We start from the raw sequence: 12,701 nt of genomic DNA, 5'->3' as shown, positions 1-12,701 counted from the left end.
GAGAAAGGGGTAGGTTTTTCTATGCCACATACAAGCGATAACGATAAAAAAGCGAAAGACAATAACGCCAAGCTCCACGAAAAGAATATGCAACGTGAGAAGAATGCACAAAAAGGTGAGCGTCAGTATTCTAAGAAGACGGATCATTTGTAGGATGTATTGGAGAGTCGCTTCTTTTATTGGGGGGCGGCTTCTTTTGTGTGGGGAGGATTCTATTTGACAATTAGGGTTGCACGGTGGGTTGTTTGGGCTTATAGAGGGGGATCTATTAGACATTTCGCTTGGGATTTTCGACTGTTCGGGCGTATAGAGCCCATCTATTAGACATTTCGCTTGGGATTTACGACTGGTCGGGCGTATAGAGCCCATCTATTAGACATTTCGCTTGGGATTTTCGACTGCTCGGGCGTATAGAACCCTTCTATTAGACATTTCACTTTGGATTTTCGACTGGTCGGGCGTATAGAGCCCATCTATTAGACATTTCGCTTGGGATTTTCGACTGCTCGGGCTTAGAGACGCCAACGTTTTCCAACTCCAAAGGCTACTACACGCCCAATGAAAACAAAAACAGCCCACTAGTCACCTAATGAGCTGCATTTCCGGCGAAGCCGAACACACTTTTATTCTTCTTCCTTCTTATACGTCCAACCTTCAGACTGACGGATCAACCCTTGTTTCATGAGCTTACCCATTGCACGCTTAAATGCGGCTTTGCTGATATTGAACTGTTCCTTAATATCATCAGGGGCACTTTTATCACTATACGGCATTGCTCCGCCCCTTAGGTCCAAGTAGTCCATGATAACCTGGGCATCTTCATCCATTGCTTCTTGTTTACGAGGCAACAGAGACACGTTGATGGTTCCGTCGTCCTTTACATCAATGATTCTTCCTTCTATCACTTGTCCTAATCTTGGTTCTTCCTTGCGTTCTGAATTATGGATGAATCCAATATAGCCTTCGTTGGAAATGATATAGCTCCCCACTTTTAGAAGTCGATAGATGGTCCCTTGAATATTTTGATTAAGGATATTAGATGGGGCTTTAATAGATCTATCTAACATCACGTCTTGTGTGGCAAGTTTTCCGATCAGTTTTCCACGGCGGTCCGTTTTTACACGGCAAAGCAAATGGGCACCGACTTGCGGCCATATTTCTTCATATACCGGTAAGTCATCCGCCGGAATAAGGGCATCTTTTGCAATTCCGATGTTAATGAAGGCGCCTAGACCTGGGAGCACCTCCACTACTTCCATCCATTCATGCCCATTAAGGCCTTTAGGGATGGTCATGGTAGCTGTAATTCGACTTTTTTGGTCGGAGTATAGAAAAACCTCTACCGTCTCGTCTTCCCCTAATTCTCTAGTTGCTTCATTTTTATGAAGAAGGATTGTTTCTTCTCCATTTGTAAGCATGTATCCAAGCGGCGTCTCTCGATCAACAGTTAATTCTAAAACCGTTCCTGTTTCCATCATTTCTTTATACCTTCCTTTTTGCCCATTATTATCATCAACATTCGCCTAGTAAACGAAAGTTGGATTTTGTTATGTAAAGTGTACATGACTTTGATTAAGTTGTCCAAATCGCTTTATTCTACTATAATTAGGAACAGAAAGCGATATTTTTCTTATAATTACCTTTTGGTAAAATTTTTAAAACCTATGATGGAGGGATTTCCATGGCAAAAGAGAGTTCTTTTGACATTGTTTCAAAAGTAGATTTAGCAGAAGTGACAAACGCCATAAATATTGCGTTAAAAGAAATTCAGAATCGATTTGACTTTAAAGGCTCTGTCAGTGACATCAAGCTAGAAAAAGAAGAAATTGTTCTTTTATCGGACAGTGAATTTAAACTGGATCAACTAAAAGATGTAATGGTCAGCAAAATGATCAAGCGAAATGTTCCAACGAAAAATATTCAATACGGCAAAATGGAAGATGCTTCTAAAGGGGCAGTTCGTCAACGTGGTAAGCTTGTCCAAGGCATTGATAAGGACAATACGAAAAAAATTAACACAATTATCAAGAATTCAGGTTTGAAGGTAAAAACTCAAATCCAGGATGACCAAGTGCGCGTTACTGGAAAGAATCGTGATGATCTCCAACAGGTGATTGCAGCTCTTCGTGAGGCTGATTTGGATATTGACCTACAATTTGTAAACTATCGTTAAGCTGTGACCATACATATACCCCCGTTTTAAAAAAATGACGGGGGTAATTTTCTTTCCTTACACAAATTGTCCCATAATCAGTTCGTCCGAATACGTTCCGTCCTCAAATTTTACATGCCTCTCTTTTCTTCCTTCCACTTTAAATCCAAGGTTTTCGTAAACATGTATCGCACGCTCGTTGTGGGCGAATACTTCTAGGCACACTTTCTCAATATCTTTATCTTCTTTTGCCCAATTGAGCAATCTATGTATCATCTTGCTTCCTAATCCATTGTTGCAGTATTCTTCTTGAATACTGATTCCAAACATACAGATATGTTTTACTCTTTTTCTAGAACCTTTCGTAGCATTTAGCATGCCTACGATCGTCGAACCTTGTTCTGCCACAAGGGTTAAGTGTCCTTTTTGCCTATTATCTTGTAACCACTGTACTTCCTGTTCTAAGGTAACTTTGAATTCTTCCGGTGCCGTTAAAAGATTGCGGCCTTCACCATATACTTTTTTAGCATGCTTCAAAAGTTCTTCTGCATCTCCTATTCCTGCTTCTCTAATTATCATGTTACTCTCCCCCTTTTTTCTCTCATTGGATAAATTATAGGCGCTTTTCTCATAATAGGAAAGATTATTGGAGGTGCTATTTATGACAAATCAGCAGAAACAAACGCTTCCCCCACAGCATCAAAACAAACAGCCAGGCATAGAGTCCGAGATGACACCAAAACCTAAGTCAGAAGACTCCACATATAAAGGCAGTGGTAAGTTAAAGGATAAGGTGGCAATCATCACTGGCGGGGACAGCGGGATTGGTAGAGCTGTCGCTATTTATTTTGCAAAAGAAGGGGCCGACCTTGTAGTCGTCTATTTAAATGAACATGAGGATGCCAAGGAAACAAAAAGGCAGGTGGAGGCAGAAGGTCGGAAGTGTCACCTCATTGCTGGAGATATTGGTGAAGAGACATTTTGCAAGCAAATCGTGGATGAGACAATTGCCAACTTTAATAAAATTGATATTCTTGTCAACAATGCAGCAGAACAGCATCCACAGGAAAGTATTGAAGATATTACAGCTGAACAACTCGAGAAAACATTCAGAACGAACATTTTTTCCTTTTTCTATTTGACTAAGGCTGCCTTACCTTTTTTGCCAAGCGGCAGTTGCATTATCAATACAGCATCTGTCACAGCATACGCGGGGAATGAACTGCTTGTGGATTATTCCGCAACTAAAGGTGCCATCGTAGCATTTACTCGCTCGCTGGCTCTACAATTGGTTGGAAAAGGGATACGAGTAAATGGAGTAGCTCCTGGACCGATTTGGACGCCACTGATTCCATCAACTTTTTCTAGCGGGAAGGTAGCGAGCTTTGGTGCCAATACACCCATGAAACGTCCGGGACAGCCAGAAGAGGTCGCACCAAGCTATGTGTTTTTGGCAAGTGATGATGCTTCGTATATGACTGGACAGATGTTACACGTGAATGGCGGCAAGATTGTGAACGGGTAAGTTTTTTTGCTCATACTCAGCGCTCTTCGACTTATAGGAGGGCGCTTTTTAGGGTTTTGTACTATTGCGGACGGGGTGGGTTTGGATAAATGTCCGAAGTTTTCTCATTTTTGACCGAAGTTTTCTGAAAGTTGTCCAAAGATTCTCCATTGTTGACCGAAGTTTTTGAATATTTGTCCAAACCTAAAATTAGAATGTCCAAACCTCAGTTGAAACTTGACCGAACACCGCCAATTCTTGTCCGAACATACCTCTTTGGTGGTCTTCAATTGTCCGAACAACCAATCAATTTGACCGAACCGTTTTTTATCCTAAAAAACCTCAAAAAAAGTCCAAAAACAACCTCTTTCTAGTAAAAATGAAAAAAAGCCAACCCCATCGTCGGAGGAAGGCTTCATTCAATTATCATAATTTATTCATTTAATCCTTTACCCAAAACCCCGTCATATTTCCTTACACGTCTGTCGTTTCACCATCGTATGCGGGATAATAATTCTCTTTGTTGGCTCAGAAGGATCTTTCACTTTTTGAATCAATGTTTTCGCAGCCTGGAATCCCAATTGGAAAATGTTGATGTCAACAGAAGTTAATGGAGGCCTTGCCACTTCTGCCAGCAACACATTATTAAAACTCACAATGGACATCTGATCTGGTACCGAAATTCCCATATCATGCAAGGTATTAAGGATACCTAGTGACATCAGATCGTCGGAAACTACTAGCGCTGTAGGTGGCTCATCAAGAGAAAGAAGCTCGGAAATTGCTTCTTGTCCACCTTCTTTAAGGAACTCTTCATGAATGATGTATTCATCCTTGTATGGAATTTCTGCGTCCCTTATTGCTTTTTCATATCCTAACAAGCGGTCAATGGTTACCACGAGTTGAATACTACCTCCAACGAATGCTACTCTATCATGTCCGAGACTAATAAGGTGCTGTGTCGCTTCTTTCGCTGCACGGTAATTGTCATTATCCACATGGGTAATTTCTTCTACCTGCTCAAATGGCTTACCGATCACGACAAATGGAAAACACTCTTTTTGCAGATACTTGATAATTTTATCTTCTACTGCCGAATATAGAAGGATGATCCCATCAACACGACGTCCTTGAACCATTTGCATAACACCTTCTAGGATCTCGTTGCCCGTTACACCTGTTGACATATGCAGAGCATATTGTTTTTCATGGGCGGCAGTGCTAATTCCTCTTAGCACCTCCGGGAAAAATGGGTTTTGAAATGTTTTATCTGCCGATGCAGGCATCACAAGTCCGATTACTTGTGTGGACTGATTAGCCAGGCTTCTGGCGATAAAGTTTGGATGGTATCCAAGCTCTTCCATTGCTTCTCTCACGCGTTTTTTTGTTTTTTCACTTATGCGTGGATTGTTCGCGATAACGCGAGAAACTGTGGAAGGTGCCACATTGGCAATTTTTGCGACATCTTTTATGGTAACTGCCATGCACCTATCCCTCCCCCTTGATTAATTGGAAACGCATACAATATTAACAGTACCTTCCCCCTTAATGGAGGAGGTAGGTACATTTATTTATTATTCTTTTTCTTTCTTCTCATTACAGCAGCTGCAATAAAAGCAATAAAACCACCGTAAATCAATGCCATCGCACTGACAAACCCAACATTAATACCAGAATCTTCTTTAACGGTATAGATTTCTGCTGATTCTCTATCTAATCCTATCGAGTATTTTCCTTCAGAATTACGAACCAATTCGTCTCCCAATGTTCCACGTAGTTCAAGGTCTTCACCTACAACTTCAGCATCGATTGGAGCTACTTGCGTCTCACTGGAATTATTGATTGCGATAAAGGTGGTTTCTCCTTCGTACTCGCGTTTTATTACGGCCATGGCATCATCGTCATAAACCATTTCATACGTACCGTGTGTTAAGCTTGGCATCGTTTTACGCAGTTCAGCCAGCTTTGTAATATAATTTATCAGTTCCTCATCTACTCTAAAGTTCATATCTCTGCGGTTATCTGGGTCTTCTCCCCCATCAAGCGCTATTTCGGTCCCATAATACATAATCGGTATACCTGGTGTCGTGTACATATAGGCCAATGCCAGCTTCAATCGTGTTGGAGGATGTTGTTTCTTTTTGATAGCAGCTCTTGTGAAGCGCTCTACATCATGATTGTCCAAGAAGGTTCCCAGAACATAAGGATTATCGTATAAGTTTTGCTTGCTTTTGAACAGGGAATCCAAACGAGTCAACGATTCATCAGGCCCAGAAAATACACGGGTAAGTTCATTGTATGTTGGAAAATCCACAAACGAATCTATCCCAGTTTCTTGGTATCCTGCCACATAGTTCGGGTCATCATGCCATACTTCCCCGATTAAGAAAAAATCTTCTTTCACTGATTTAACTTCCTCAGTAAATTCTATCCAGAAATCTTTCGGTACATGTTTGACGGTATCTAATCTGTAGCCGTCAATGTCTGTCTCTTCAATCCACCATTTGGCCATTTCAATCAAATACTCTCTGGTTTCGGGATTTTCTTGATTTAAATCTGGAAGACCGTATATCCAACCATTTTCCACTTGTTCTTGGTCATCCCAATTGTGGATAGGTTCGTTTGGGTGGAACCAATCTTTCTTCTCTGCTTCGTTTAGCCATGCATGCTGATAACCAGTGTGGTTGACGACGAGGTCCACAATGATTTTCATGTCTCTTTTATGAGCTTCTTTCACTAGTTCCTTAAATTCTTCCATGGTACCGAAATGTTCTTCTGTATTATAGAAGTCTTCCGTCCAATAACCGTGATACCCTTTTTCTTCATTTTGAACGATAGGGGTCAGCCATAGGGCTGTAAATCCCATATCCTTTAAGTAATCCAGCTTTTCTGTAATCCCGCGGAAATCTCCGCCATGGTATGCTTTTGGATCATTTCGGTTTACCTCAAAGTCATTAGAGGTGTCACCATTGTTAAATCGGTCAATCATAATAAAATACATAATCTCATCTTGCCATGCGTGTTCTTCTTTTTCAGCGTTAACAGGTTGAACGGATGGAACGAACCATGCAGAAAAAAGAAGAAACGGAACGAGAATGAGCCCCTTCACTCTTTTCATCAATTCCGCTTCCCTCCCTTAAATCGTTTTAGTAGTACAGCTTACGGTTAGATAAACCCTTGCTTTCCATAAACGATTATATACTATTCTTATCCTTTTGTTCCACCTGCAGTTAGTCCTGCGATTAAATAGCGTTGTAGGAACAAGAATAACAATGCTATTGGAATGGCAATTAAAATAGAACCTGCCGCAAAACGGGTAAAGTTGTTAGCAAATTGATCATTGATAAAGTTAAATAATCCTAGTGCTAACGTAAAGTTTTCAGGACTTCTTAATACAATTCGTGGCAAAATAAAGTCTGTAAATGGTGCCATGAAGTTAAATAGCGCTACAACCGCTAAGATCGGCTTCGCAAGCGGAAGCATGATTTTGAAGAAAACTCCAAAATGTCCTGCTCCGTCCATTCTAGCCGCTTCATCCAACTCTTTTGGAATCGTGTCAAAATACCCTTTTACAAGCCATGCATTAAATGGAATCTGTCCACCAATATATACGATTGTCAAACCTACAAGAGTATCCAATAAACCGACCATATTCAATAAAATATAGATGGCTACCATCGCCATTAATGCCGGGAACATTTGCAATAGTAAGAATGCGTATAATCCATACGTTCTTCCTCTAAAGCGGTACCTAGAAAAGGCATAAGCGACAAACGCAGTTACTAATACAGAGAAAAATGAATTGGCTACTGCAACCAGAATACTATTTTTATACCAGATCAAGTAGTCACTTTGAGGATCTGTAAATAACCAAACATAGTGCTCAAGTGACCAGTTTTCAGGAATCATGGATGCGGAATAAAGACTTGTTCCAGGATTCAAGGATAGTCCGATAGTCCATAAAAGCGGGTAGGCAATAATGATGAACATGAAGCCTAGGAATAAGTAGATCAATGATACTTCGATCTTGGATTTCGTTTTTAGGTTCATTAAATATTACCCTCCTCTTTAAACGAACGAGTACGACGGAATTGGAAGAAGGCAAAACCAGCTACAATAAGTCCGAGTATGATTGATATTGCTGCTGCCATGTTGTAGTTACTCGTATCGAATGTCAGTTTATATACCCATGAAATCAAGATATCCGATCCTCCGGCATTTTGACCACGCACAGCAGGACCACCCTGATTAAACAGATAGATGATGTTAAAGTTATTGAAGTTTCCTGCATATTGCATAATTAAAAGTGGTGCAGTTGCAAATAAAAGGTGTGGCATAGTGATGAAACGAAATTTCTGGAATCGTGTTCCTCCATCAACATCTGCCGCTTCGTACCAGTCTTTAGATATACTTTGAAGTACACCTGTAAACAATGCGAATACGAACGGGAATCCTAACCAAGTTTGAATCATGATGATAGCGATTTTAGTGTAGAACGGATCGGTCAACCATGGAAGCGCAACACCGATTGTACTAAGGATGTCACGGTTAATGGCACCAAAACGGTCGTTAAACATCGCAGCGAAGATCAAGATTGTAACAAATGCAGGCACAGCCCACGGTAAAATTAAAATAGTACGGATAAAGCGTTTATATTTAATACGGGGGTCATTTACTAGCAATGCTAAAAATAGTCCTAACGCAATCTGGCCTGTTGTTGCACAAACTGTCCAAACAATCGTCCAGGCAAACACACTTACAAATGTGGATTTCCAAAGTGGAATCGATACCAGACTTGTAAAGTTCTCAAAGCCTACCCAACTCAATAAAGCTCTTGGAGGCGTATTATATAGGTTGTAATCCGTGAATGCCAACGAAACCATGAACATTAAAGGAAGAACAACGATGAATAAAAGCAGGATTAATCCTGGAATGACCATAAAATAAGGAAATCCATTGTCATAGAAGCTCTTAAGCGCTTCTTTTACAGTTGGCTTTTCTTTTCCCAACTTTAAGTCGATCGCATTATTTCTCGCATCCACTACATTCAGGTAGTATAAGGCCACTGCAAACACAGTGATAATAACAGAAATTAGTCCTTGTATTAACAAAAAGATGGAGTGGTCTACTCGAGGAATTTCTCCAAGTGTGAATAGTCCCCAATAACCAATGTTAAGAAACTCGAAAAAAGTAATCAAAAATGCAGCTTCAATGATGATGAATGTAATCCCTTTCGCATATCTGCGGTTATAAAGTTGACCTAACCCTGCAAAAATAATGGAAAGGACCATTGCTAAGGTTGGATTGTGTGAGCGCATTTTTTCAGTTGCTGTGCCGGACATAGCAGATCCTCCTCTTAAAGAAATATAGTGGGTAGACTAGCATTGCAATTTAGTCTACCCACCAGGTTTAATCGTTAGTAATTATTCAGCTCCACTAGCTGCAATATTATCTTCGATTGTTTTTACTGCTTCTTCTAATACTTCACCAACATCGTCGCCGTTAGCGATGAATTGAAGAGCGCTACCCATAGGATCCCAAACTTGTTGCATTTGTGGAATGTTTGGCATTGGCTCACCGTATTGAGTTTGCTCAGCGAATGCACCGATGATTTCATCGTTTGCAATTTCTTCGCTATCTAATGCTTCTTGTAGTGCAGGCATTTCACCAGCAGCTTGATAGTATTTCATTGCATTGTCATAGTTAGTGATGAACTTCATTAAGTCGATTGCCCACTCTTGATTCTCAGAGTAAGAACTTAACATCCAAGCTTTTACACCAACGAAAGATTTTGGAACGTCACCATTTTCAAGTTTTGGAAGTGTAGCTGTACCTAATTTGTCACCTAAAGCATCTTTGTAAGTACCGATGTTCCAAGGACCTGTAAGAACAGTTGCAACTTTACCTTCTGTGAAAAGACCACTCATGATATCGCCATTGATTTCTTTAGGAATGTATCCGTTGTCGAACCAAGATTGAACAAGTTCTCCACCTTCTACAGCGCCTTCGTTAGCAAGACCGATATCTTTAGCATCGAAACCAGATCCATCGTTATTGAAAACATAACCGCCGTTACCAGCGAAGAAAGGATAGATGAAATAGAAGTTAGTTGCTTCCATTAAGAATCCGTATTTATCTTGACCAGCGTCAGTTTGCTCTTCAGCAACTTTCATTAGTCCTTCCATTGTTGCAATTTCTTCTGCAGAAACAAGATCTTTATTGTAGAACATACCGTAAGTTTCTAGAACTTGAGGAACTCCATAAACTTCACCATCAACTGTTACTGCATTAATCGCAGTTTCACTGTAAAGAGAAGCATCATCTCCTAAGTCGATTGGGTCTGCAAGACCACGTAGAACGATGTCACCAAGACGATCATGTGGACCAAAGAAAACGTCTGGACCGTTACCAGCTGGACCGTCAAGAGCAAGTGCTTCTACTTGATCCAACATAGAAATAGCAGTAGTTTCTACTTCAATACCAGTTTCTTCTTTATAAGCTGCAAAGATCTCATCTAATGCCGCTCTTTGTTTCTCATCATCATTAACCCATACTGTTAACTTTTCAGGCTTGTCTTTACCCTCAGTTGTAGTACCTTCGCCTTCTGTTGAACCACCGTTGTTACCTGTTTCACGCTGTGGACCACAAGCTGCAAGTACGCCTAGTGTAAGGACGGCAACCATAAGCATTACTAAAAACTTTTTCATTTTGACCCCTCCGTCATTTGAATAATCTTTCTACTAAGTTGCACAAACGATTGCATAAAATGTAAGCGAAAACATATAACGCTTACATTTTCCATGAAAACGATTGCACAACTTTCACTTTTTATTATACATGTATTCGCCCAATTGACAACCTGTTTTTTAAAAAAACTTTAATATGTTGGTATATTAGGAAACTACTTAAAAAACCCCAAACACTTCAACCCTTGGTATATATGAATTTATGGAATTGATTCCGGGACTTTTGCATGGTAAGTTTTTTATCCTTACCTTTCCAACTCCATTGAGCTTTCCCTTTTCATTGACATTGTTTCATTTTTGACATACCCTTATGTTGAATAAAATGGCAATGAAACCATTTCAACCATTTTTTTTCGTAATAAATGCAAGCGATTGCATGAAGGAGAGGTTGAATGCTATATGCTAAAGGAAGCAATATTCCATCGTCCAAAGAACAATTTTGCATACGCCTATAATGAAACAACTTTACACATCCGTCTGCAAACAAAGAAAGATGACGTGGAGTCGGTTGAATTGATTCATGGTGATCCATATATATGGGCAGACGGTGAATGGATTTCTGTTAAGGAACCAATGAAGAAAACGGGATCAGATGAGCTTTATGATTATTGGCTCGCAGAAGTTGCTCCGGAATTTAGAAGGCTTCGTTATGGCTTTGCGCTGAAATCAGGTGAAGAAAACCTTGTTTATAATGAAAAAGGTTTTTATGAAGAAGAACCTAAAGACTGCGGACTTTACTTCTGTTTTCCTTTTGTAAACAAAATTGATGTCTTTCAAGCTCCTAAGTGGGTAAAGGACACAGTTTGGTATCAAATATTCCCTGAACGTTTTGGAAACGGCAATAAAGCAAACGATCCAAAAGGCGCTCTTCCATGGGGAAGTACTGAACCTTCTACATCCAACTTTTTCGGAGGTGACTTCGAGGGCGTAATAGAACACATCGACCATCTAGTCGAGTTAGGTATCACAGGTATTTACTTCACTCCGATATTTAAAGCAAAATCCAACCATAAATATGACACAATTGATTATATGGAAATTGATCCGCAGTTTGGGACAAAAGAAACGTTTAAGAAACTTGTGCAAGTTTGTCATGAAAACGGTATCAAAGTAATGCTTGATGCTGTGTTCAACCATAGCGGTTACTATTGGGAACCGTTTCAAGATGTCTTGAAAAATGGAGAAAAATCGAAGTATAAGGACTGGTTCCATATATGGGATTTCCCTGTAGTAACAAAGCCTAAACCGAACTACGACGCATTTGCTTTTGTTTCGGATATGCCTAAACTTAATACGGAACATCCAGAAGTAAAGGAATACTTATTGGAAGTGGGCCGCTATTGGGTAAAGGAGTTTGACATTGACGGTTGGAGACTGGACGTTGCAAACGAAGTGGACCATCAGTTCTGGAGAGACTTCCGTCAGGCTGTGAAGGCTGAGAAAGAGGATGTCTATATTCTCGGGGAGATTTGGCATGATTCTATGCCTTGGTTACAGGGTGACCAGTTTGATGCTGTCATGAACTATCCATTCACCACCGCTACCCTTGATTATCTTGCGAAAAACAAAACCAAGGCAGTTGAGTTTGCAAATTCCATATCTAAAGTGATGCACTCTTATCCTATTAATGTAAATGAAGTTGCATTCAACTTGTTAGGCAGCCATGACACTCCTCGTATTTTAACAATCTGCGAGGAAAATAAAGAAAAATTGAAGCTATTGTTCTTGTTCCAATTGTCCTTTATCGGCGCTCCATGCATCTATTACGGAGATGAATTCAGCATGACAGGCGAGCAAGACCCAGGTTGCCGTAAGTGCATGGTGTGGGAAGAAGAGAAACAGGATCGTGATATGTTTGAGTTTGTGAAAAAATTAATTGCGCTTCGCAAAGAATTACCTGTATTCGGAAACCATGGGGACATCCGTTTTATTGAAGCAAATAATGAGACCAATCATGTCATGTATGAGAAGGTTTCTGATACCTCCGGGGAAAGAATACTATTTGTGATCAATAATAGCGACAAGGATTTAATTGTCACATTACCAGATGGTGTAGAAGGAAAGGTATTACGTGACCTTTGGAACGGAGAAGAGTTTGCATTTGCAGCTGACGCCAATGCACTGCAAGTGAAACTTCCCGCTTATGGGTTTCAGATTTTGGCTTATTAATTCAACAGAGTAAAAGTGGAGATGCCCGCTAAGGAAATTAGCGGGCATCTTTTTCTATATTTGCGGCATTGCTGGTTTAGTAAATTCTATTAGACATTTTGTTTTGTTGTTTAGGGAGTTTGGGCTTATA

11 protein-coding genes are annotated in these 12,701 nt (G+C 40.2%); 4 read left to right on the top strand and 7 right to left on the bottom strand.

What is annotated here, in order from left to right:
• Positions 1–21 precede the first annotated feature (21 nt).
• Positions 22–153: a DUF3941 domain-containing protein gene (locus HF078_RS11590; RefSeq protein ID WP_082380839.1), complete on the top strand. Its 132-nt coding sequence runs from the start codon at positions 22–24 to the stop codon at positions 151–153.
• 470 nt (positions 154–623) lie between these two features.
• Here the strand turns inward: HF078_RS11590 and HF078_RS11585 are convergent, their stop codons facing one another.
• On the bottom strand, positions 624–1,475 hold the full coding sequence (locus tag HF078_RS11585; RefSeq protein ID WP_169291334.1) for a CvfB family protein: 852 nt from the start codon (positions 1,473–1,475) through the stop codon (positions 624–626).
• 206 nt (positions 1,476–1,681) lie between these two features.
• Here HF078_RS11585 and HF078_RS11580 point away from each other — a divergent pair, with 206 nt between their 5' ends.
• Positions 1,682–2,173, top strand: coding sequence for a YajQ family cyclic di-GMP-binding protein (locus HF078_RS11580; protein ID WP_169291304.1), 492 nt, complete (start codon positions 1,682–1,684; stop codon positions 2,171–2,173).
• A 57-nt stretch (positions 2,174–2,230) separates the two neighbouring features.
• Here HF078_RS11580 and HF078_RS11575 read toward each other — a convergent pair whose 3' ends face one another.
• A complete protein-coding gene (locus tag HF078_RS11575) occupies positions 2,231–2,731 on the bottom strand; it encodes a GNAT family N-acetyltransferase (RefSeq protein WP_169291303.1) in 501 nt (166 codons plus the stop codon).
• 82 nt (positions 2,732–2,813) lie between these two features.
• Between HF078_RS11575 and HF078_RS11570 the strand changes: the two genes are divergently transcribed.
• Complete coding sequence (locus tag HF078_RS11570) at positions 2,814–3,677, top strand: SDR family oxidoreductase (RefSeq protein WP_169291302.1); 864 nt, start codon at positions 2,814–2,816, stop codon at positions 3,675–3,677.
• A 443-nt stretch (positions 3,678–4,120) separates the two neighbouring features.
• Here HF078_RS11570 and HF078_RS11565 read toward each other — a convergent pair whose 3' ends face one another.
• The 5 genes from HF078_RS11565 to HF078_RS11545 all read right to left on the bottom strand — a co-directional run bounded on the left by HF078_RS11565 (position 4,121) and on the right by HF078_RS11545 (position 10,363).
• A complete protein-coding gene (locus HF078_RS11565) occupies positions 4,121–5,140 on the bottom strand; it encodes a LacI family DNA-binding transcriptional regulator (RefSeq protein WP_169291301.1) in 1,020 nt (339 codons plus the stop codon).
• An 83-nt stretch (positions 5,141–5,223) separates the two neighbouring features.
• Positions 5,224–6,774: an alpha-amylase family glycosyl hydrolase gene (locus HF078_RS11560; protein WP_169291333.1), complete on the bottom strand. Its 1,551-nt coding sequence runs from the start codon at positions 6,772–6,774 to the stop codon at positions 5,224–5,226.
• Between the two features lie 89 nt (positions 6,775–6,863).
• Complete coding sequence (locus tag HF078_RS11555) at positions 6,864–7,706, bottom strand: sugar ABC transporter permease (RefSeq protein ID WP_169291300.1); 843 nt, start codon at positions 7,704–7,706, stop codon at positions 6,864–6,866.
• Positions 7,706–8,998 carry a sugar ABC transporter permease gene (locus HF078_RS11550; protein ID WP_205825185.1) on the bottom strand — a complete coding sequence of 431 codons (1,293 nt, stop codon included), beginning with the start codon at positions 8,996–8,998 and terminating at the stop codon, positions 7,706–7,708. The genes HF078_RS11555 and HF078_RS11550 overlap by 1 nt, the downstream gene beginning before the upstream one ends.
• An 81-nt stretch (positions 8,999–9,079) precedes the next feature.
• Complete coding sequence (locus tag HF078_RS11545) at positions 9,080–10,363, bottom strand: sugar ABC transporter substrate-binding protein (RefSeq protein ID WP_169291299.1); 1,284 nt, start codon at positions 10,361–10,363, stop codon at positions 9,080–9,082.
• A gap of 438 nt (positions 10,364–10,801) precedes the next feature.
• Here HF078_RS11545 and HF078_RS11540 point away from each other — a divergent pair, with 438 nt between their 5' ends.
• Positions 10,802–12,571 (top strand): alpha-glycosidase, encoded by a 1,770-nt coding sequence (locus HF078_RS11540; RefSeq protein ID WP_169291298.1) that lies wholly within the window; start codon positions 10,802–10,804, stop codon positions 12,569–12,571.
• Positions 12,572–12,701: the final 130 nt, after the last annotated feature.

Source organism: Bacillus sp. RO2 (assembly GCF_012911845.1).
GTDB lineage: Bacteria > Bacillota > Bacilli > Bacillales > Bacillaceae_I > Sutcliffiella_A.
This window is presented reverse-complemented; position numbering and strand designations above follow the sequence as displayed.